The following is a 22,904-nucleotide window of genomic DNA, read 5'->3' on the forward strand; positions in this document are numbered from 1 at the left end:
ACCTTGCCGATTGACCGTAAAGAAAGTAAAGCTATCCCTACAATTATAACGTCTGTTTCTTGTCAAGGTCATTAGCGATCCCCGCCACTATTGGGTAAATAAACCCATTGAAGCCCGCCACGACAGCCACTTTGTCAGTAAAAAGGGTGGAAACCCCTTATCCAGACAAGTATTTGTTAGAATAGTGGCTTTCTTATGCTCTTATCCGCCCTGTTGATGTGGCTACCGCACTGACAGTCTTCACCGGTCAATGGTAGGATGGGCCGTAAAATATAAAAACGGTAACAAGCAATGTTAGACAAAATTATTCGAATTGCCACCCGACAAAGCCCGCTCGCCTTATGGCAAGCACATTATGTTCAACATTTACTGCAAGCCAATCACCCCGGCCTGCAAGTCGAATTAGTTCCCATGGTAACCCGTGGAGACATCATTCTGGACACGCCGCTGGCGAAAGTCGGTGGTAAAGGTTTGTTCGTCAAAGAATTAGAATTGGCGATGCTCGATGGCCGGGCCGATATTGCCGTTCATTCGATGAAAGATGTGCCGATCGCCTTCCCCGAAGGGTTGGGTCTGGTGACTATTTGTGAGCGAGATGACCCTCGTGATGCTTTCGTCTCATCAAATTATGCCCATCTGGATGACCTGCCCGCTGGCAGTATTGTCGGCACCTCAAGCTTGCGCCGCCAGTGCCAATTACGCGAGCGCCGCCCCGACCTCATTATCCGTGATCTGCGCGGTAACGTCGGCACGCGCCTTGCCAAGTTAGATAAAGGGGAATACCACGCCATTATTTTGGCTGTTGCTGGCCTGAAGCGCCTCGGGTTGGAAACACGAATTCGCTATGCCATGCCGGCTGAGGAATCCTTACCGGCGGTTGGCCAAGGTGCAGTCGGTATTGAATGCCGTCTGGATGATGATTATACCCGCCAACTGCTGGCACCACTGAATCATCGCGAGACTGAATTGCGTGTGTGTGCAGAGCGCGCCATGAATACCCGCCTTGAAGGGGGCTGTCAGGTGCCTATTGGCAGTTATGCGGAATTGGACGGCAATACATTGTGGCTCCGCGCATTGGTTGGCGCGCCCGATGGCAGCGAGATTATTCGCGGTGAGCGCCGCGGGCCAGCTGAAAATGCAGAGCAAATGGGGGTTGAGCTGGCCGATGAGTTGCTAGCGCGGGGAGCTCGGGAAATTCTGGCTGAAGTTTATCGGGATAATCCACCACTATGACAATTCTGGTCACCCGTCCATCCCCTGCCGGGGAGCAGTTAGTCAGCCGCCTGCGTGCGCTGGGGCGGGTTGCCTATCATGCGCCATTGATTGATTTTTCTCCCGGCGGAGACCTGCCAAAACTGCCCGCATTACTGCAAGATATGCAAGCCGGTGACTTGGTTTTTGCTTTGTCGCAGAACGCGGTGCGCTACGCTAACCCGCTGTTAAAAAGAAATAACCTGTCATGGCCCGCGCAGTTATCTTATTATGCTATTGGTCGTAACACGGCATTAGCATTGCATACCGCCAGCCGCTTACACGTCACTTTCCCCCCCACGGGAGAGACCAGCGAGATGCTGTTATCATTGCCCGACCTGCAAAAATTGGCAGGTAAGAAAGCGCTGTTATTGCGCGGTAATGGCGGGCGCGAGCTGCTTGGCGAGAGCTTAACTGAACGGGGAGCGACGGTAACGTTTTGCGAATGTTATCAGCGCAGCCCGATATTTTATGATGGCAGTGAGCAAAGTGCGCACTGGCAACGTGCCGGAGTCGATATTCTGGTGGTTACCAGCGGCGAAATGTTACAACAGATCTATACTTTGGTTCCTGATTATTATCGTTCTTCCTGGTTGCTCCGCTGCCGATTGGTGGTGGTGAGTGACCGCCTCGCTACCTTAGCGGCCCAAATGGGCTGGAGCCATATCCGGGTAGCGGAGAATGCTGATAATGATGCGCTGATCCGCGCACTACAAGATTTTCAATAAACCTGAAACCTGACTATGGGATGCCCAATATGACGGAACAAAATACCCCATCCGCACCAGTGGAAGAGATAACCACTGCGGCTGAGAGGCACCAACAGCCAGAACCAGAAATCCGCCGGGAGAAAAAAACCGGGCCAATTCTGGGAGCCATTGCTATTGCTCTGGCCATCGCGCTAGGTGCCGGGCTTTATTATCACGGACACCAACAGGCTCAGTTACAAGAAGCGGCCAATAGTGCGCTGCAAGACCAGTTAGCTGAATTAAAACAGAGTCAATTGCAGGAAAAACAGCAGCTTGAGGCATTGTTACAACAACAAAGCAAAGCGCTGGAAGCGGCTGACCGCCAACAAACATCGCTCACTCGCCAACTGAACGAGTTACAGGAGAAAGTCGCCACTATCTCAGGAAGTGACGCCAAAACCTGGTTGCTGGCACAAGCTGATTTTCTGGTGAAAATGGCCGGGCGTAAACTGTGGAGTGATCAAGACGTCACCACGGCAGCCACCTTACTGAAAAGTGCCGATGCCAGCTTGGCTGATATGAATGACCCGAGCCTTATCGATGTGCGCCGGGCATTAACCGAAGATATCAGTGCCCTTTCTGCGATAACTCAGGTTGATTTCGATGGCATTATTCTCAAACTGAATCAATTGTCGAATCAAGTCGATAACCTGCGTCTCGCCGATAATAATATTGATGATTCGCCGATGGATGCCAATAGCGATGAGCTGTCCAGCTCGTTAGCCGAATGGCGTCAGAATCTGACCAAAAGTTGGCATAGCTTTATGTCTGACTTTATTACTATTCGCCGCCGTGATAGTAGTGCCGAGCCACTGTTGGCACCTAATCAGGACGTTTATTTACGTGAAAATATCCGCTCCCGCCTGCTAGTAGCGGCTCAGGCCGTGCCTCGCCATCAGGATGAAGTGTATAAACAGTCGCTAGAGACGATTTCCACTTGGGTTCGTGCTTATTTTGATGTGAATGACCCGAACACCAAGGCGTTTCTGGATGAATTGGAAAACCTAAGTCAGCAATCAATTTCAATGGATGTACCTGATCAATTGAAAAGCCAGCCGATGCTGGAAAAATTGATGCAAACCCGGGTTCGTAACTTACTGGCACAGACGCCAGTTGCCACTCAGGGGGAATAAGTATGCTGCGAGTCTTACTGTTATTCCTCATTCTGACTGCGGGGATCGTCCTTGGGCCTATGCTGGCGGGTCATCAGGGTTATGTATTAATCCAGACCGATAACTACAACGTCGAAACCAGCGTGACTGGTTTGGTCATTATGTTGGTCTTGGTGTTGGTCGCATTCCTGATAGTGGAATGGATATTGCGCCGTATTTTCCGCACCGGCGCCCGCACCCGTGGCTGGTTCTTGGGCCGTAAGCGCACCCGCGCCCGTAAGCAAACCCGGGCGGCGCTGATCAAACTGGCTGAAGGTGATTTCAAACAAGTTGAGAAGCTACTGACGCGAAATGCCGATCATGCCGAACAGCCGATGGTAAATTACCTACTGGCGGCGGAAGCAGCCCAGCAACGCGGTGATGAATTCCGTACCAATCAATATCTCGAGCGAGCAGCGGAAGTGGCAGATACAGAGCAACTTCCGGTCAATATCACGCGGGTGCGCATTCAGTTGGCGCAAGGGCATGTGCATGCCGCTCGTCATGGCGTTGACCGGCTCTTGGATCAAGCCCCGCGCCATCCGGAAGTGCTGCGTTTGGCTGAACAAGCTTATCTGCGCTCAGGCGCTTACAGTTCATTACTGGAAATTTTACCGGCAATGAGCAAAGCCCAGGTGCATACCGCTGAGGAAATCGCCGCGCTGGAGCAGCAAGCTTATATTGGCATAATGAATCAATGTATGGCGGAAGAAGGCAGCGACGGCCTGAAACGTTGGTGGAAAGATCAAAGCCGTAAAGTGCGCCATGAGATCCCGCTGCAAGTCGCCTTGGCGGAACATCTGATTGAATGTGATGACAGTGATGTAGCCCAACAAATCATTCTGGATGGTCTGAAGCGCCAGTATGATGAGCGGTTGGTGTTACTGATACCGCGGTTGAAGTCCGGCAATCCGGAGCCACTGGAGAAATCATTACGCCAGCACATCAAACAGCACGGAGCCACACCATTGCTCAATAGCACTTTGGGCCAGCTAATGCTGAAACATGGGGAGTGGGAGAAAGCCAGCGAGGCCTTTAAAGCCGCGCTTGCACAGCGCCCAGACGGGTATGATTATGCATGGCTGGCAGATGCTCTGGATAAACTGCACCGCCCTGAGGATGCCGCGCAGGCACGCCGCGAGGGGCTATTGCTCACTCTTAAGCAAAATGGCGAATCACTTTAATCATTAGTCAAACAGCAACCTCAAGGCTCCTAACGGGGCCTTGAGGTTGATGACAAACCTAGCAGCAAACCCAGTGTGTGAAGGGGCGACGGCCCCCAGGCCGCTTCGGTCGCGTAAGCGACTACGACCCCAACGGAATATTTCCCCTTCAATCAACTTTGTCAGCAGTCTGAAAGGCTCCTGATTCGGCATCCTGTAGCTTCAAGCCGCAAAGAATATCCAAAGTCATTGGAGTTGCAGGTAGGCAGCCAGCAAACGCATCCCGCTGAACTTACTCAAGTAAGTGATTCGGGTAAGTACGTGCAGCTAACAACCCTGTAGCTTCAAGGACGAAGGATAGGCAAAAAAAACGCTTGCCCAGAAAGGCAAGCGTCTGAAATTTTCAGGTCTACAGACAACAATGTCGGTGCCTCACTCAACGTTATGTCCGGTATGTGATGAAGATATTCAACATCGTTTACATGGACAATAGGCACCCTAAAATCGGCTCTGCGTCATCCCTGGGTTTATGAAGCTAAATGGACTATAAGACCAAGCAATCATAATAAGTGGGATGAGCATCTACACTCTAGATAATGCACTTAGCGTGCCAAGTCGTAAAATGAGTGAGATTTTTACTCATGCACTCAAAAATATAATCACAATAAACTGATAATTATGAATTTTATTTTTATACTCACTCATCCTGTACTATATCCACCTCATCGTACTGAGTTCTATCCCACCAGCGTGATCTGTCGCTACAAAACGACGTTATAAACTGTCATTTTTTTTCTTTATATTTATCAGTTGATTATATGTCTCTGTTTAGAGACAAAGCCTCTGGCTTTTGTCGCAAAAACCCAACACTTCACTTCTCATCAGATAAAGAGAGATTCTGGCCCGGCTCATGTTGTGTTTGATCAAAAAGTGCCAATCGGGGTTTCTTAGGTAAGAGGAATAGACCCGGTAATGGATAACAGAATGAAATGATAAAGAAGATGAGTGATAGAGAAATCGACGTGAGGCAAATAAGACTGAAACAAAATACGGACGAAAAAAAACCCCGCATTGCGGGGTTTCTTCTGAAATTGGTCGGCGAGAGAGGATTCGAACCTCCGACCCACTGGTCCCAAACCAGTTGCGCTACCAAGCTGCGCTACTCGCCGATTTCTTACTGCTTACTCTACATGGTCTTTCGACCTATGTCCATGTAAATCTTAATAAAATCTACATGTTTTGTGTGGTGCGAAGGGAGGGACTTGAACCCTCACGTCCGTAAGGACACTAACACCTGAAGCTAGCGCGTCTACCAATTCCGCCACCATCGCATGTTCCACAAAATTTGGGGTGGCTAATGGGGCTCGAACCCACGACAACTGGAATCACAATCCAGGGCTCTACCAACTGAGCTATAGCCACCATAACTTCCTACTACTTACAGCTTACTTCGACTTCGTCGTACGCGGCAATCTTACCACCGCAGCTCTTGCACACAAAATTAATGGTGCGCCCGACAGGATTCGAACCTGAGACCTCTGCCTCCGGAGGGCAGCGCTCTATCCAGCTGAGCTACGGGCGCTTAGCGCCGTTGCGGGTGAGGATACTACGGTTTTAATACTTGGCTGTCTAGTGCTTTTTTAGAAGAAATGGTGTGTTTGCTTACGCTTTGCACACTCTGCCGCAAAAGTCAGCCATTGATAGCCCTCACTCCGCCCTATTCGCTGGTTTTATAGCCGTTTCAGTTCCTCTGGGCTTGAAACCACAGGCAATGTTTCAGCTAAGTTCTGTTTATGCATTCCCAAGCAAAAATAGCACGCGGTCACTAATCCTAAGAAAATAGCCCCGGCGAGTAAAGATATACGCGTTTCTGGGTTAATCCCCATTCCCACCAACACACAAATCAAAAAAGCGATGGTGAGATAGTTTACATAGGGGAACATGATGGATTTAAACGGATGTCGCTTCAATGCCTCTTGGTGCACCTGCCGGAAACGCAGTTGGCTCACTAACACCACGAACCACGGCACCATGCCCGGCAACACACTGGCGCTGTAAACATACACAAACACCTGCTGGGGATTAGGAATAATGTAATTGAGGCTAGAACCCACCAACAAACACAAAATCGTGACAGCAATGCAATAGACCGGAACACCGCTGCCCGACAGTTTAGTTAGACAAGCGGGCAATTGGCGGTTCTTCGCCAGCGCATACAACATGCGCCCGCCACTATACATGCCGCTATTACACCCCGACAACGCGGCGGTGAGCACTACGAAATTGATAATACCCGCAGCTGAAACTATCCCTATCTTGGCAAAAGTCAGTACAAACGGGCTTCCCCCCGTCCCAATGCCGTCCCACGGGAAGATAGTGACAATCACGAAAATCGCACCAACATAGAAAATCAGGATGCGCCAAAGGATGTTATTGATAGCTCGCTTTAGTGTGACCTGCGGATTTCTCGCTTCACCCGCCGTAATCCCCACCAGCTCGACCCCCTGATAGGATGCCACCACAATACACAGCGCAAACATGAAGCCTTTCCACCCCCCAGCGAAGAAGCCACCGTGGGCCGTCAGATTATCAAAACCAATGGCCTGACCGTGATTACCAAAACCGAAGAAGATGACGCCCAACCCCACCAGAATCATCACAATGATGGTGGTGACTTTGATCATCGCAAACCAGAACTCCAGCTCGCCATACAGTCTGACCGCCGCCAGGTTAGCCAGCGCCACTATTGCCACCCCTGCAATAGCGGGTAACCATTGCGGAATTTCTGGGAACCAAAACTGGACATACACACCAATCGCGGTAATTTCAGATATCCCCACCGCTATCCACATAAACCAATAACCCCAAGCTGTTAGATAGCCGAAATAGGGGCTGAGATATTTATGTGCATACACGGCAAAAGAGCCTGCAACTGGCTCCAGATAGAGCATTTCGCCCATTGACCGCATAATGAAGAATACAAATAAGCCCGCAAGAATATAAGCCAGTAAGACTGACGGCCCAGCCCATTTTAATGTGCTGGCGGAACCCATAAATAGCCCAACACCAATGGTACCGCCCAACGCTATCAGTTCGATATGTCGGGCTTCCAGCCCACGGTGTAGTCCTTTTTTCTCTTCGTTGTCTACCATATATCCTCTATAACTGACTGGTGTCTTTGCTCCGGATACCCCGGTTGTTTTTGTTATTCAATAGTTTTGTTATTCAATAAAGAAGTAACGACCGAATGAAACATTTAGCTTAATTATTAATACAGATTAAATAATAGGAAAACGGCCCCTAAGAAAACGGAGTAATGACTGTAAAACCGTAACCGGCCGGTATCGTTCCGTATCTGCGGCAGATAAGCAAACAAGAAACTAAAACTTTATGAAATAAAAATCTTAGAATTGATTCCAAAATGGAATTAAGCACCAGCGGTATTAATAAGGGGAATGAATATGGGAGGCTTTATAACCTCAGGGCCAAATTTGACCCTGAGGCTAAAGAGGTTATTACAAGCGGCCGCTGTAATAATAACCGACAAATTTGAGCAATTTGAATTGGCGGCGGATACGGCTGGGTTGAGCCAATAGGCGATATAGCCACTCCAACCCCATGTTTTGCCATATCTTGGGTGCACGCTTAACATGGCCGGTAAAGACGTCGTAAGTGCCGCCAACCCCCATATAGAGAGCATCAGGGTATGCTTTACGGCAATCGCGCATAAATATTTCCTGTTTAGGCGACCCCATGGCAACCGTGACGATTGCCGCGCCACTGGCAGCAATACGGGCGAATAGAGCCTCTCGCTGTTCCGGGGTGAAATAACCGTTCTGACTGCCCACCAGATTCACATTCCATTGCGCACGCAATTTAGCTTCGGTTTCGGCGAGAATCTCGGGCTTACCACCGACTAAAAATACCGGCGTCCCTTGCTGACCCGCGCGTTGCATTATCGCTTCCCACAAATCAGCCCCTGCCACTCGCGACAATTGCGCTTGCGGATATTTACGACGGATAGCGCGCACCATACTGATGCCATCGGCATACAGATATTCAGCTTCACCGATCAGCTCACGCAGGGCAGCATCATCTTCGGCTTTCAGCAGTTTCTCGGCATTCATTGCCACTAGTGTGCCGGTCTTCACTGGGCCACTGCTCAGCAGGTGATCGAGCACCTGAGCCATGTCACGAAAACCCCAAATTTCGAAGCCACGGACACTGTATTTTGGAATATCCATAGCTTTTGGAATATCAAGAGACTTTGAAATATCAGTATTCTGTTCCATTATAACCCTTACAGTTGGCTGCTGGCCTGAGACGTGGATAGCGGCTTAGACTTACCCGCACGACGCTGTACCCGTTGCTTTATCAAACCCGCCGTATCGAACAACCAATACAACAATTTCGCCAATATCAAACAGGCACCAAAAATCACACAGAAAAAGACCACGCGCGAGACAAAGGAATCTAACCCTTCGCGCGCCAACACAATAATGTTAAATACCGCCCCAAAACAGAAACTTTGCAGAATGGCGGCTTTGTAACGATTTTTCTCTGCTTTACCTTGTTCATACAACCAATCGAACCATTTGATGATTAACCCCACCACGATGGCCCCCAGTGGGATAAACAACACCCCGCCCATCACCACCAAAGACCCAATCAGAGTAGGAGAAATCGCCAGTCCGGAGTGGTTATCGAGCACATCCCAAGTAAAGTAATTGGCGGTATTCAAGACTAAATCAGGTCGCGCTGGCCACAAGGAACTCGGAATAAATACATAGAAATCACGGATAATCGGGGCCAATCCCTGAAAATCTATTTTGTCGTAATTTTGCAGTAGCAACCCAAGATTTTCCCACGGCGAGAAAGTGTCGCGCGTCAGGTACAGGAAGGTGTAAAACGCCTCTGCGCCACTCACATCCAGCCCATAACGTTTCAGGGCCAACCAGAACATGCCGACAATGCCAAACACCCCGGCTGCCGCGAGCATCCACAAGGTTATCCAGCCGCGCACAATGCCAATAAACAGGAATAATGAGAACGCGATAATAATATTAGCGCGGGTACCGCCGACAATAACATAGGTCAGGATGCCGAACGCCACGGTACTTGCCAGAAAGAAAAACCAGGCGCGCATATCCTGTTTGAGGAAATAGACCACCAACATCGCCGGGATAAAGAAGTAGAAAAAGCGCTTCAGTGCCACACCAGAGACATCACTGGAGAATATTTTACTGTAAGAATCTAGCTTAAATAGCAGGAAACCATTCTGCATAAAGAAGATACCGACCGTGCCGATCGCCACCAACGCCAGCAGGATCCAGGTCAGATTGGTTTCTACTCGATTCATGGTGAATATCGGCGCACGCGGTTGGCTACGTGGCTTGCGCAGGCGCGTTTTGTAACTCACATAATAAATGCCATAAAATGCCGTGGCTGACAGCATGGCGTACAGTAAATACTCAACCGGCACCACCGCGACGCCAAACTGGAACACTAACATGCAGGTCAGCGGGAAGCCGAAATAGAATGTCAGCAAATAGAGCATTGAAAACAGCACGTTGAAGTTAAAGCGCACCCGCCGAAACTCCTGATACGTCAATATCAAGATAAAGATAACCGCTATCAGATAGACACTGAAAAGACCACCAAATTGCCCCAGCGTCATGGGTGTTCTCCCGCGGCAAGAGCCAGCGCCTGTTGCCAACCCTCGATATAGTTAGGGTTAAAGAAGGCGATAGATTGCTTATCCAAGCCCGCTAACTGGCGCTGCGCCTCGCGAATCAATGGTTCATCCAAAGAATCGCCATAGAAAAACACCGGAATATGTTGCTCAGCTAAATCTTGCCAGAATGGGTTCTTACGGCTCAATACAAAGGGCACGCCAAACTGGGTCAATAAACACAAGGTGCCGATACCTTGTTGGCGATTAAAAATAAAATAGCCTAAATCGCATTCGCGCAGGATATTCAGATAATCATCAAACGGGATTTGTTCCGTCAGGATGCGCAAGTTATCTTGCGCAAACAGCGCCAAGCCCGCTTGCCTAACGCGTTCAATATACAGTTCATTATTCGCCGGATACCCCATGGGCAGAATAACTCTGGCATCAGGGCCAAACTGCTGATGAATAGATTTTAGCGCCTCAATATGGCGGTTGGTGGTGTCACCCGAATTCCCCACCAGAATCGTCATGGGCCCCGCGAGCGGCTTATCAATATTGACGCCCGTTAATGTTGGGTCCATCCGAGTTGGGAAATAGAGCAATGACGCCGGCACCCGCGGATGTCGCTGTTGGTAATATATTAAATCGCCCCGGGTCGCAAAAACGTGCCCTACCCGCCCTTGAGCAATACGGCGCAGCAGGTAAAACAGGCGGAATTTCAAGCTTTTGGCATCTTCATATAAATCCGCGCCCCAAATATGCCAATAAACCTGGTGCGGTTTGATTTTCCCACTCAGCAATGCCAGCCACAAAGTGGCATTAAACTGCCCATGCCAGAAAAAGCGCGTATCGCGAGAAGCTTGCGCACGGGCAATCACCGCCTCGGCCAAGGCTTTCTTATTACTGTGCGTTTCAATATCCAACTGCGGAAATGATGAAAAAGGGGCCGTTTCTTTTGCCGCCACCATAAAGTGCCGCGCCTGCTCAGCGGGCACACGGGTTGTCAGCACATCATTGAAGAAGCGCAATACAGTCAGATTATGGTGCGGGATATCAGATCCCAGTACATGAATCAGGGTTGTCATTTTTTTCTACTGTAAAGAGTGTTTACGGTGATGAATGTCTACGATACATAAGGAATACGCAGCTACAGAGCGCAAAATAGACGATATAAGTGGCCATATAAGCCTGTGCCGCGCCCAAAGAGCCATTCATTGGGATTAACCAATGGGCAAACCCGGTCAACAGTAAGAACTGGCTGACTTCCGTCAGAATGTAAAAACGCAAAGACGCTTTGGCAATCACCAGATAGCCGAACACGTAAGACCCGACCTTCAATACATCACCGACCAACTGCCAAGCGAAAAGGTCGCGCATAGCCGTGAACTGATGAGAAAACAACAGCCAAATAGCAAAATCACGTAATAACCAGACCATCAAACTGGCGGTCGCTACTGCCGGTAACACAAATTTCAATGAGCGCAGAATTTCACGGGAAATATCTGCTTTAGCTTTGAGTCTCGAGAGTGTCGGCAGCAAATAAACTGTAAATGATGCTGTGATAAATTGTAGATAAGCATCTGAGATACTGCTGACTCCTTGCCAAATCCCGACGGCATCCCAGCCGTAGCGGTCAGCCAGCAGATTACGCATCATCACATAGGCAACTGGCAAGGTCACCGAAGTAATCAACGCCATGATAGTAAATTTACCCAAATGGCTGGCTAATGCTTTGTCCCAGCTAAGTTTAAGATAGCTGAGCGGAATAGTCTTGCGCCGAATCAACATGCCGGCAGCCGGAATCACCACCAGCGCAGGGACTAATGCCAGGCCCAATAGCGCGCCAGGATAACCGCCTATCCGGAAGCAAATATAATACGCGACCACCCCTATCAGGCTACCGCCGATCACCGCCAGCGCATTACCCATGGCATCGCGATAACCTTTGAGAATCGCTAAAAATAGGTTGGCGTAGGCAATCCCCATTTGGATAAACGCCACCGCTCGCACCACATTCTGATAATCCGCATGACCAAAGAGCGCCATACTGACGGGCTTAGCCGCCAGCAGGAAAATCAATGCCAGCAGAGTTGAAAACCCCAGCACAATCGCTGATGACGTCCCCACCACCGCTCGCAAACGTTCAGGTTGCTGATGATATTCAGCAACATATTTAGTAATGCCGTTAAAGATACCCGCGCCGGAGAGCACGCCTAATACCGTAATTAACTGGCGGAAGTTACCCGCCTGCCCAACACCACTGGGGCCAAAGGTCACCGCCAGCAGTTTCACCACTAACAGCCCTACGCCGATTTTAATCAGCGTAGAGCCAGCAGTCCAAATCGATGCTTTTGCCAGAGACATATCAGGCGAAGAAACTCAAAACAGTATTAATGACTGTGTTCTGATTCACATCAGTCAGGTTATAGAAGATCGGCAAGCGCACCAGACGCTCACTTTCCTGAGTAGTAAAGCGGTCTTCACCGGCCATACGCCCAAATTCCTCTCCTGCCGGACAAGCATGTAATGGAATGTAGTGGAATACTGCCATGATCTCAGCTTCTTTTAAGTAACTGATGAAGGCCGAGCGCTCTTCAATATCACGCAGTTTGATATAAAACATGTGCGCGTTCTGTTCTAAATTGTCAGGAATCACCGGTAAATCAATGCGGCCAGCATCAGCTAATGGCTTGAAAGCATTATAATAAGTATGCCACAGCGCCAGACGGCGTTCGTTGATTTTCTCTGCTACTTCCAACTGACCCCATAGATATGCGGCCTGTAAATCAGACATCAAATAACTGGAGCCAATATCCCGCCAAGTGTATTTGTCGACCAGCCCACGGAAGAACTGACTACGGTTAGTCCCTTTCTCACGGATAACTTCAGCGCGGTCAATCAATGATTTGTCATTGATTAGCGTCGCGCCACCTTCACCACCCGCCGTGTAGTTTTTGGTTTCATGGAAGCTAAAGCAACCAATATGGCCGATAGTGCCCAGTGCTTTGCCTTTGTAAGTCGACATCACGCCCTGCGCAGCATCTTCTACCACAAATAAATTATGTTTTTTCGCCAGCGCCATGATGGTGTCCATCTCACAGGCCACGCCTGCATAATGAACGGGCACGATAACGCGAGTTTTATCGGTAATAGCCGCTTCAATCTTGGTTTCATCGATATTCATGGTGTCTGGGCGGATATCCACAAAAACCATTTTCGCCCCACGCAAAACAAAGGCGTTGGCTGTCGAAACGAAGGTGAAACTCGGCATAATCACTTCATCGCCGGGTTTAATATCCAGCAGCAACGCCGCCATTTCCAGTGAGGCGGTACAAGAGGGAGTCAGTAACACTTTCGGGCAATCGAAATGTTTCTCCATCCACTGCTGGCAACGACGGGTAAATCCACCATCACCGCATAATTTGCCGCTAGTGATTGCTGCCTGCATATAACCGAGTTCGGTACCGACTACCGGTGGAGCGTTAAATGGAATCATCTCATCCCCTGCATAACCAATACGCGGTGCTCTCAATCGAGGCTCCGCTACGAATATAAAGACGTAAAGCAGCAATATTGCTCATCTGTGTGGCTACCCGTAATCGGTGTAATCCATGATTTTGGCACCACTGCTTTGCCGCCGACATTAATGATGAACCAATACCTTTACCTTGGGCTTCGGGGAACACCGCCAACAGGCCAATACGCGCACTGCCATCTTGCAAATCGCGTAATGTTACAAACCCCGCAGGTTGCCCCGACGTATCCATTACCAACAAACATTGATGGTCGAAAGTACCCAACACCGCCTTCTCCGCCCACAAGGCATAAAATCGCCCACTGTCCTGTGGGTCATACCACGGGGCGCGAAAGCGGCTTAATGCAAAGGCACGGGCAGCAACACTGCGCAAAAGCGGGATATCGGCAGTTATGGCGACCCGCTGTTGATAGGTTCCGGTAGCAGTCTGAGATGAAGCATTTTCCATGCCAACCGCATCGTTTCTCTCAACGGGCAGCACCAGATCAACTTCCCCTTCGACTAACTTGAAGCTAAGTTGACCAAGGGAATCAATAAGATCAAGGCAGTGCGTAGGAACTTTGGCTTGGATTAGGGTAAAAGCATCCAACTCAGCCGGATTAAGTTGCGGGGCTGAGTCAGAGAAAATCAGTTTTGCACTGTGGCGCTGGAAAAATTCACTTTCCCAGGCCAGCGGCTCAATATTGGCGTGGACGGGCATGGAGCAAGTCCAACAGATATTTGCCATAACCCGTTTTGGCTAGCGCTGTGGCTGCGCGCCTGACGCCATCATCATCCAACCAGCCATTGCGCCAGGAGATTTCTTCCAGACAGGCAATTTTGAAACCTTGACGTTTTTCAACAGTTTGTACAAAGGTGCTGGCTTCAATCAAGCTGTCATGGGTACCAGTATCAAGCCAGGCAAAACCACGGCCCAATAATTCTACTGTCAGCTCACCGCGCTCTAAATACATCTGGTTGATGCTGGTTATTTCCAGCTCACCACGGGAGGACGGCTTCACTTGTTTAGCAAAATCAACCACTTGGCTGTCATAGAAATAAAGCCCGGTCACCGCCCAATTGGACTTCGGCTGGCTTGGTTTCTCTTCAATCGATAACGCGCGGAAATTGTCATCAAACTCCACCACGCCAAAACGCTCTGGGTCCATGACTTGATAGCCGAAAACAGTTGCGCCGTGCTCACGCGCCGCGACAGTTTTCAGTTTTGGGCTAAAGCCCTGACCAAAATAAATATTATCGCCGAGCACCAAACAACAAGGCCCATTGCCGATAAACTCTTCACCAATGATAAATGCTTGTGCCAGCCCGTCTGGACTAGGTTGCGCGGCATAACTCAGATTGATACCAAACTCTTCACCATTACCCAGCAAACGCTGGAAGGAGGGTAAATCTTCTGGAGTAGAAATAATCAGGATATCGCGGATCCCCGCCAGCATCAGCACTGACAGCGGGTAGTAAATCATCGGCTTATCATAAACGGGAAGCAGTTGCTTAGAGACACCACGGGTGATGGGGTGCAACCTCGTGCCGGAGCCACCAGCCAGAATTATGCCTTTCATACGATCTCCTAAGACATACAATGTCTTGAAAACATCATGCAAAATATTGAATGATGCCATCCCAATGATTAATAAACTTCGAACCTATCGTCAATCACTTAGGCCCAGACGCTCACCGGCATAAGAACCATCCTGAACACGACGCCACCAAGATTCGTTATTCAAATACCATAATACGGTTTTACGAATACCACTTTCGAAGGTTTCCTGTGGCCGCCAGCCCAGCTCCCGCTCAATTTTGCTGGCATCGATAGCATAGCGCATATCATGGCCTGGGCGGTCTTTGACATAGGTAATCAGGTCACGATAGTGTGCAATTCCTGCCGGTTTTTCTGGCACCAGTTCATCCAAAAGTGTGCAGATGGTCTCAACCACTTCAATATTCTTGCGCTCGTTATGGCCGCCAATATTGTAAGTTTCACCCACCACACCTTCGGTAACCACTTGATACAAGGCCCGGGCGTGATCTTCAACATACAGCCAATCACGAACCTGTGCGCCATTGCCATACACTGGCAGCGGTTTGCCGGCGAGCGCATTTAGAATAACCAGTGGGATCAATTTCTCAGGGAAATGATACGGGCCGTAGTTATTGGAGCAATTGGTCACCAAGGTCGGTAAACCATAGGTCCGCAACCAGGCGCGAACTAAATGGTCGCTAGAGGCTTTGGAAGCAGAATAAGGGCTACTTGGCGCATAAGGCGTGGTTTCGGTGAATAAATCATCGGTACCATGCAGGTCGCCATACACCTCATCAGTTGAGATATGGTGGAAGCGAAACGCCAGTTTCCCCTCTGCACTCAGTTGTTGCCAGTAATGACGCGCCGCTTCCAACATTTGGTAAGTGCCCAATACATTGGTTTCGATAAAGGCCGCAGGGCCATCAATAGACCGGTCAACATGGCTTTCTGCCGCCAGATGCATCACCACATCCGGTCGATACTGTGCAAAAACGCGATCCAGTTCAGTGCGGTCACAGATATCAACCTGTTCAAAAGCGTAGCGCTCACTGTGAGCAACAACCGCCAGTGACTCCAAATTGCCCGCATAGGTCAGTTTATCCACCACAACTACGCTATCTGAAGTGCCATCAATAATATGTCTTACTACGGCAGAGCCGATAAAACCGGCCCCACCGGTAACCAGAATACGTCTCAACGCCATACTCCTTTAGTGTCCACAATCCATGATTGCTTCACATCTTCGGGTTTGATGGCTTTGAATTGGCTGTGATCCACCAGCATCACCAGCACATCCGCTTGCTGCAAGGCAGTTGCGGTATCTTTCAGAGTAACGTGCCCCGCCAGTGATTTCGGCAATTGCTCAACATTCGGCTCAACCACCAGCGTTTCACCGGTGTGCCATTGTGCGATCAAATGAGCGATTTCAACCGCCGGGCTTTCGCGCAAGTCATCAATATTAGGTTTAAATGCCAAGCCGAAGCAGGCAATTTTAACTTCAGATGCACGTTTGTCCGTGGCCGCCAGACAATCAGCCACCGCCGCTTTAACGCGGTCAACTACCCACAGCGGTTTACCATCATTCACCAGACGCGCAGTGTGGATCAGGCGGGCCAATTGTGGATTTTGAGAAACGATAAACCATGGGTCAACAGCAATACAGTGGCCGCCCACACCGGGGCCTGGCTGCAAGATGTTCACACGCGGATGGCGGTTCGCCAGGCGAATCAGCTCCCACACATTGATTCCCTGCTCATCACAAATCAGGGACAGCTCGTTGGCAAAGGCAATGTTAACGTCGCGGAAACTATTTTCAGTCAGCTTGCACATTTCTGCCGTGCGGGAGTTGGTCACCACACATTCGCCTTCCAGGAAGATTTTGTACAATTCACTGGCGCGCGCAGAACATTTCGGCGTCATACCGCCGATAACACGGTCATTTTGAATCAGTTCAACCATCACCTGGCCCGGCAATACGCGCTCTGGGCAATAAGCGATGTTAATGTCAGCCTCTTCACCCGCATTCTGTGGGAAGCTCAAATCAGGGCGAACTTCAGCCAGCCATTGGGCCATTTGCTCAGTGGCACCCACCGGAGAAGTGGACTCCAGAATGACCAAATCGCCTTTTTTCAAAACAGGGGCGATAGATTTAGCGGCGGACTCTACATACACCATATCCGGCTCATGATCGCCTTTAAAGGGTGTTGGCACGGCAATAAGAAACGCATCTGCAGCCAGCGGTTTGGTTACCGCTTGCAGGTAACCGCCTTCAACAGCAATCTTCACCACTTTATCTAAATCCGGCTCCACGATATGGATTGCACCACGATTAATGGTTTCAACCGCATGGGCGTTGACGTCCACACCAATGACTTTCTTCTTGCGCGATGCGAAAGCAGCAGCGGTTGGCAGACCAATATACCCAAGACCGATAACAGAAATAGTGTCAAAACTCATAGCGTCACCTGATGATTCTTTAAAGCTTCAAGGATGCGTTGACAGGCATGCCCGTCACCGTAAGGATTATGCGCGCGTGACATTTGATGATAGGCAGCGTCATCAGTCAGCAAGTGGGTCACTGCGTCGACAATTTTATTAATATTAGTGCCCACCAACAAAACGGTACCAGAATCGACCGCTTCCGGGCGCTCAGTGGTATCTCGCATCACTAATACCGGCTTGCCTAATGAAGGCGCTTCTTCCTGAATACCACCAGAATCCGTTAGGATCAGGTAGGCGTGATTCATCAGGTAAACAAATGGCAGGTAATCTTGCGGGTCGATCAGGATGATATTATCAATCCCTTTCAAGATGCGGTTGACCGGCTCACTGACGTTAGGGTTGAGATGCACGGGATAAACCACCTGTACCTCAGGATGTTTAAGTGCAATTTCAGCTAATGCACTGCAAATCCGCTCAAAACCGCCACCAAAACTCTCGCGGCGGTGGCCAGTCACCAGAATCATCTTCTTATTGGCATCAATGAACGGATAACGCTCCGCCAAACTGTCGCGTAATTCTGGATTATTCATTACCCGATCACGAACCCAGAACAGCGCATCAATCACGGTATTGCCGGTCACAAAAATGCGGTTGTCTGGCACCATCTCGCGTAGCAAGTTTTGCCGCGAGTTCTCGGTCGGAGCAAAATGATACATCGCAAGGTGGCCGGTCAGTTGGCGGTTAGCTTCTTCTGGCCACGGTGAATAGAGATCACCGGTGCGTAAGCCCGCTTCAACATGGCCGACAGGAATGCGTTGATAAAATGCGGCAAGGCTGGTCGACAACGTGGTTGTGGTATCACCATGCACTAAGATTACATCCGGCTTAAACTCCTCCAGAACAGGCTTTAGCCCTTCCAGAATACGACAGGTTATTTCTGTTAATCCCTGTCCCGGCTTCATGATATTCAAATCATAGTCCGGCTGAATCTCAAATAAACGTAGCACTTGATCCAGCATCTCACGATGTTGAGCAGTGACGCAGACTCTTGATTCAAAGGCTTCGTCCTGAGCCAAGGCATGCACCAGAGGAGCCATTTTAATGGCTTCAGGCCGGGTGCCAAAAACAGTCAACACTTTCACAGTGAATCTCTTTAAGGTCAGTTAGCCGCAGACAACGCCTGCAAGTTGGGCGCACAATGCGCCCATTACTGGTCAATCTTTTACTGGTCAGTCTTTTACTGGCCAATAATACTTAGCACATACAGCCTGGATTATGCTTGCGTGCTGGTGCGGCGAACCAACACCACTCCCGCACCAACCAATGCGCCAATCGCGCCCCACATAATCAACAGGAATACGCGACGCGGGCTATCACGGGTCACTGGATCTTCTGGTGTACGCAAGTAACGGTAAGCCTGGAAGGTTTTATCCAGTGTCGGGCCGACGTTCAATGTTGCCAGCATTGCTCGGTTTTGATCATAATCAATATCAAAACTTGGGCCGGTAGCCTGCAATGTCTCTAGCCGGGCTTCGAGCATCGGTTTACCTAACATAAACATTTTAGAATCGGGTAATTGTTCAGCCGGCGTATCGGTTTGATTGCGATTAATCCCTTGCTGGCTGGCCACTTTCAAGGCTTGCTTAACCGCAGCAACTTCGCGATCGTATACAGCTTGAGCAACGGCTTCTTGCCGTTTAACCTGCGCTTTCATTGACTGAGTGCGAGCAGCCCATGCGCCTTCAATCTCATCATTCAAGTGACTGGCTGCACGCTGGCTAGCAAAATCAATATAACTGCGCAGCAATTTATTGGAATCGGTGGCGGTTTCCGCTGTCAATTTAATGCTGTCATTCAGCATTTTTTTGTCATCACGCGGAGTGAAAACAATATTATTCACCAGCTCATCGAGCAATGCCGCATCCGCCTTAGCATCACCTTCTAACCGCTGTTTGTAATAATCAGTTTGTAGCCAAAAATCGCGACGCGTGTCATAAGCGGCTAACTGAGTAATAAATTCGCTGTATGCTTCGTCAGAAATACCGGGTTGCTCACTGGCAACACCATTATTGTTGCGGCTATCCAGGTTGCGCAAAAACTGCTGCTGAGAATAATAACCGCCCAAATTATTGACAGTTGGTCTGTCTGTAATGGCTGTCGCACTCCACTGCTGTTTTACCAAGTAGGAAACACCCAGCGCTATAGCAGCAAAAAGAATTGCCATACCGATAATCCACACTTTACCGCGCCAAAGAGTACGGCACAGGCTGCGGATATCTAACTCGTTATCCATAACGGGTTCATTGTGGGTAGATACTGTTTTATCAGTCGACATAGATTCTGGTTTCATCACTGCCTAAAAGCCTCTGGTTAAGATTCATGCTTATTTTGCGATGCACGGCGCATCCGACGCTTGATACGTTTGATAAAACGCGCCACTCGCCATGCCCGTTTTATGCAGTAGCCATATAACAGAAATGCAAGCAAGAATAGTGCCAACATAACCCATTCAGGGATAAATGTTAGCCGTTCGCCGATAACCCCCACTCCCGCTAACAATGCCGCAGCGAGGGTGATTAAGACAAATGCCTGTCGTGAAGTAAAACCGGCGCGCATGATCAAGTGATGGATATGCTGGCGGTCGGGGGAGAAAGGACTCATTCCTTTACGCAAACGCCGATACATGATGGCAATCATATCCATCAATGGAATTGCAATAATCCACAATGCTGTGACCGGGTTAATGGGATGAGAATTACCTTGTGTACTTTGCAATAGTATCCAAATCGCGGTGAAACCAATCAGCGTACTACCTGCATCCCCCATAAAGACTTTATAGCGGCGACCTAACAACCCAAGGTTAAGCAAGATATAAGGCACGATGGCGGCAATCATCGCAAAACACCACAGTGCTAATGCCATTTGTCCGCTTTGATACAGCAAAAGCCCCATGGCACCGAAAGAGACACAAGACAGCCCTCCCAGTAAGCCATCAATACCATCGACCATATTGAAAGCGTTTATCGCCGCCCATACTGCGAACAGTGTGACAACATAGCCGAATGGCCCTAATACCATCTCCCACGGGCCAAATACATGCCCCAAGCTACGTAAATAAAGCCCTGCGGCTGCCATCATGGCAATACCGACCAACGCTTGGACAAAGGCGCGGATTTTTACACTGATATCGAAGCGATCGTCTAAAGCACCAACGAACACCAATAAACCAGCACACCCCAGATATAAGTGGAAATGTGGGATTTGCTGGTTAGTTATCAGGAAAGTAAAACAAATACCCGCAAACACGGATATTCCACCCACTAATGGGATCAGCCCTTGGTGACGTTTGCGATAGTTAGGTTTATCAACTAATCCAATTTTCTTGGCAACTTTGCGAGCTACAAATAAAAATGCCAGAGAAAACAGAAAAATAACAAATATTTCAGTACTCATAGTGAGTAAGTTCACGTTTAACCGCTCTCTGCAAAAAGATACGACAGCTTAGCATGAGGTTTGGCGTATACCACGCCTTCCCTATGCCTTCCCTATGCTTTCAGTTATTTCTGAATATGATGACAGCCTTGCTTACTATTCCCAACTCTATTTTTACTATTTTCTCGTTATCCCTTTCATATTTGAAGCCGCAGGGCCACTGCATGTTCTCATCGGGATTATCTCATTGGTTGTCGACCTGCAACTCAAAATTCTTTGGGTGTATTAAGAAGAATAAGTATAGGAAATAGGCATTGGTTTGATTGCGTCATTTACTGGATAGATAACAATCCCGACTATCGTATAGCCCAAATACAAAAAACGCCACGTCTGAGCGTGGCGTTTTGATTAATTTCGCTAAACTTATGAACGTCTCATGTTATCGAAGAACTGATCGTTGGTTTTCGCTGTTGCCAATTTACTGATGAGGAACTCCATTGCATCGATTTCACCCATTGGATGAAGAATACGACGTAAAATCCACATTTTTTGTAGCTCTTCAGTGGTGGTCAGCAGCTCTTCTTTACGCGTACCAGAGCGGTTGAAATCAATGGCTGGGAACACACGCTTCTCTGCAATTTTGCGAGAAAGATGCAATTCCATGTTGCCGGTACCTTTAAATTCTTCATAGATAACTTCATCCATTTTAGAACCGGTATCAACCAACGCGGTGGCAATGATAGTCAGGCTACCGCCCTCCTCAACATTACGCGCAGCACCAAAGAAACGCTTAGGACGATGCAAGGCGTTAGCATCCACACCACCAGTCAGAACTTTACCAGAAGCAGGTACGACGGTGTTGTATGCACGGGCCAAACGAGTAATCGAATCCAGTAAGATGATAACGTCTTTTTTATGCTCAACCAGACGTTTCGCTTTCTCGATAACCATTTCAGCGACTTGAACGTGACGGGATGCTGGCTCATCGAAAGTTGAAGCAATAACTTCACCTTTAACCAGACGTTGCATCTCAGTAACTTCTTCCGGACGCTCGTCAATCAGCAAGACCATTAATACGCAATCAGGGTGATTATAAGCAATGCTGGTAGCAATATTCTGCAGCAGCATAGTCTTACCCGCTTTTGGCGGAGCGACAATCAGCCCACGCTGGCCACGACCGATCGGCGAAGCCAAATCAAGTACACGGGCAGTTAAATCTTCTGTCGAACCATTACCACGTTCCATCCGTAGACGAGAATTGGCATGTAATGGGGTTAAGTTTTCGAACAGGATTTTGTTACGGGCATTTTCCGGTTTGTCGTAGTTAACTTCGTTAACTTTCAACAATGCAAAATAACGCTCACCTTCTTTCGGTGGACGAATCTTACCGGCAACGGTATCACCAGTGCGAAGGTTGAAACGGCGAATTTGGCTTGGGGATACATAGATGTCGTCGGGACCGGCGAGGTAGGAGCTGTCTGCTGAACGGAGGAAACCAAATCCATCCTGCAATATCTCCAATACACCGTCACCGAAGATATCTTCTCCACTTTTCGCGTGCTGCTTAAGGATAGAGAAAATAATATCTTGTTTACGCATCCGGGCCAGGTTTTCCAGCCCCATATTTTCGCCAAGTGTTATCAGATCAGAAACCGGCGTGTTCTTTAATTCGGTAAGATTCATAATGGTGGGTTCTTAAACTCGGGGTATGTCTCGAACTATGGTCGTGAATGGTATGGCAGCGTCATCCGTGCCTGTTTAACGGGACATTCAATCACCGGCCTTGGCCAAACTACGCAAGTAATGACTTACGCAAGCTTGCGCGACTCAACGGTGTAAAGATTGAAGGTGCCTTAGACTGATTTTGTAAAACACTAGACTGTCAAAAAGCGATTGAGTTCATACATATTCTCAACACAAATTATTTCGACATAGAGTAAAACTTTAGATTCAAACTATTTAGATGCTACAGACTGTTTATTAGATAC

At 48.9% G+C, this 22,904-nt stretch carries 18 protein-coding genes and 4 tRNA genes; 4 read left to right on the plus strand and 18 right to left on the minus strand.

What is annotated here, in order from left to right; all coding sequences use genetic code 11:
- Positions 1–291: 291 nt before the first annotated feature.
- Genes hemC through hemY form a run of 4 tightly spaced genes read left to right on the plus strand, consistent with a single transcriptional unit; the run spans position 292 to position 4,335 of the window.
- Positions 292–1,233 carry a hydroxymethylbilane synthase gene (gene hemC, locus DX162_RS05030; RefSeq protein ID WP_004393414.1) on the plus strand — a complete coding sequence of 314 codons (942 nt, stop codon included), beginning with the start codon at positions 292–294 and terminating at the stop codon, positions 1,231–1,233.
- Positions 1,230–1,979, plus strand: a complete 750-nt coding sequence (gene hemD / locus DX162_RS05035) for a uroporphyrinogen-III synthase (protein ID WP_032821193.1) — start codon at positions 1,230–1,232, stop codon at positions 1,977–1,979. The genes hemC and hemD overlap by 4 nt, the downstream gene beginning before the upstream one ends.
- Positions 1,980–2,008: 29 nt before the next feature.
- Entirely contained in the window at positions 2,009–3,133 is a 1,125-nt protein-coding gene (gene hemX, locus DX162_RS05040; protein ID WP_032821192.1) for a uroporphyrinogen-III C-methyltransferase, read from the plus strand.
- A 2-nt stretch (positions 3,134–3,135) separates the two neighbouring features.
- Positions 3,136–4,335 carry a protoheme IX biogenesis protein HemY gene (gene hemY, locus DX162_RS05045; protein ID WP_004393411.1) on the plus strand — a complete coding sequence of 400 codons (1,200 nt, stop codon included), beginning with the start codon at positions 3,136–3,138 and terminating at the stop codon, positions 4,333–4,335.
- A 1,071-nt stretch (positions 4,336–5,406) separates the two neighbouring features.
- Here the strand turns inward: hemY and DX162_RS05055 are convergent.
- From DX162_RS05055 to rho, 18 genes are all read right to left on the minus strand, one after another.
- Positions 5,407–5,483, minus strand: a tRNA-Pro gene (locus tag DX162_RS05055).
- A gap of 75 nt (positions 5,484–5,558) precedes the next feature.
- A tRNA-Leu gene (locus DX162_RS05060) sits at positions 5,559–5,645 on the minus strand.
- Positions 5,646–5,660: 15 nt separating this feature from the next.
- A tRNA-His gene (locus tag DX162_RS05065) sits at positions 5,661–5,736 on the minus strand.
- Between the two features lie 83 nt (positions 5,737–5,819).
- Positions 5,820–5,896: transfer RNA gene (locus DX162_RS05070), tRNA-Arg, on the minus strand.
- Positions 5,897–6,044: 148 nt separating this feature from the next.
- Entirely contained in the window at positions 6,045–7,466 is a 1,422-nt protein-coding gene (thrP, locus tag DX162_RS05075; RefSeq protein ID WP_004393410.1) for a bifunctional threonine/serine APC transporter ThrP, read from the minus strand.
- 363 nt (positions 7,467–7,829) lie between these two features.
- Complete coding sequence (wecG, locus tag DX162_RS05080; RefSeq protein ID WP_004393409.1) at positions 7,830–8,606, minus strand: lipopolysaccharide N-acetylmannosaminouronosyltransferase; 777 nt, start codon at positions 8,604–8,606, stop codon at positions 7,830–7,832.
- A gap of 8 nt (positions 8,607–8,614) precedes the next feature.
- Complete coding sequence (wzyE, locus tag DX162_RS05085) at positions 8,615–9,991, minus strand: ECA oligosaccharide polymerase (RefSeq protein WP_032821190.1); 1,377 nt, start codon at positions 9,989–9,991, stop codon at positions 8,615–8,617.
- Positions 9,988–11,073 (minus strand): TDP-N-acetylfucosamine:lipid II N-acetylfucosaminyltransferase, encoded by a 1,086-nt coding sequence (locus tag DX162_RS05090; RefSeq protein WP_004393407.1) that lies wholly within the window; start codon positions 11,071–11,073, stop codon positions 9,988–9,990. The genes wzyE and DX162_RS05090 overlap by 4 nt, the downstream gene beginning before the upstream one ends.
- Before the next feature lie 22 nt (positions 11,074–11,095).
- A complete protein-coding gene (gene wzxE / locus DX162_RS05095; protein ID WP_004393406.1) occupies positions 11,096–12,352 on the minus strand; it encodes a lipid III flippase WzxE in 1,257 nt (418 codons plus the stop codon).
- 1 nt (position 12,353) lies between these two features.
- Positions 12,354–13,484: a dTDP-4-amino-4,6-dideoxygalactose transaminase gene (gene rffA, locus DX162_RS05100; RefSeq protein ID WP_004393405.1), complete on the minus strand. Its 1,131-nt coding sequence runs from the start codon at positions 13,482–13,484 to the stop codon at positions 12,354–12,356.
- Between the two features lies 1 nt (position 13,485).
- Entirely contained in the window at positions 13,486–14,223 is a 738-nt protein-coding gene (rffC, locus tag DX162_RS05105) for a dTDP-4-amino-4,6-dideoxy-D-galactose acyltransferase (RefSeq protein WP_032821189.1), read from the minus strand.
- A complete protein-coding gene (rfbA, locus tag DX162_RS05110; RefSeq protein ID WP_004393403.1) occupies positions 14,201–15,082 on the minus strand; it encodes a glucose-1-phosphate thymidylyltransferase RfbA in 882 nt (293 codons plus the stop codon). Before rfbA ends, rffC begins: the two co-directional genes overlap by 23 nt.
- Positions 15,083–15,172: 90 nt before the next feature.
- Positions 15,173–16,246: a dTDP-glucose 4,6-dehydratase gene (rffG, locus tag DX162_RS05115; RefSeq protein ID WP_172460425.1), complete on the minus strand. Its 1,074-nt coding sequence runs from the start codon at positions 16,244–16,246 to the stop codon at positions 15,173–15,175.
- Positions 16,237–17,499, minus strand: a complete 1,263-nt coding sequence (wecC, locus tag DX162_RS05120; RefSeq protein ID WP_032821187.1) for a UDP-N-acetyl-D-mannosamine dehydrogenase — start codon at positions 17,497–17,499, stop codon at positions 16,237–16,239. Before wecC ends, rffG begins: the two co-directional genes overlap by 10 nt.
- Entirely contained in the window at positions 17,496–18,626 is a 1,131-nt protein-coding gene (wecB, locus tag DX162_RS05125) for a non-hydrolyzing UDP-N-acetylglucosamine 2-epimerase (protein ID WP_004393400.1), read from the minus strand. Before wecB ends, wecC begins: the two co-directional genes overlap by 4 nt.
- Before the next feature lie 131 nt (positions 18,627–18,757).
- A complete protein-coding gene (gene wzzE, locus DX162_RS05130) occupies positions 18,758–19,834 on the minus strand; it encodes an ECA polysaccharide chain length modulation protein (RefSeq protein WP_004393399.1) in 1,077 nt (358 codons plus the stop codon).
- Between the two features lie 20 nt (positions 19,835–19,854).
- Positions 19,855–20,952 (minus strand): UDP-N-acetylglucosamine--undecaprenyl-phosphate N-acetylglucosaminephosphotransferase, encoded by a 1,098-nt coding sequence (gene wecA, locus DX162_RS05135; protein WP_004393398.1) that lies wholly within the window; start codon positions 20,950–20,952, stop codon positions 19,855–19,857.
- 387 nt (positions 20,953–21,339) lie between these two features.
- Positions 21,340–22,599 carry a transcription termination factor Rho gene (rho, locus tag DX162_RS05140; protein WP_004704159.1) on the minus strand — a complete coding sequence of 420 codons (1,260 nt, stop codon included), beginning with the start codon at positions 22,597–22,599 and terminating at the stop codon, positions 21,340–21,342.
- Positions 22,600–22,904 lie beyond the last annotated feature (305 nt).

This window comes from Yersinia kristensenii, from assembly GCF_900460525.1.
Classification (GTDB): Bacteria; Pseudomonadota; Gammaproteobacteria; order Enterobacterales; family Enterobacteriaceae; genus Yersinia; species Yersinia kristensenii.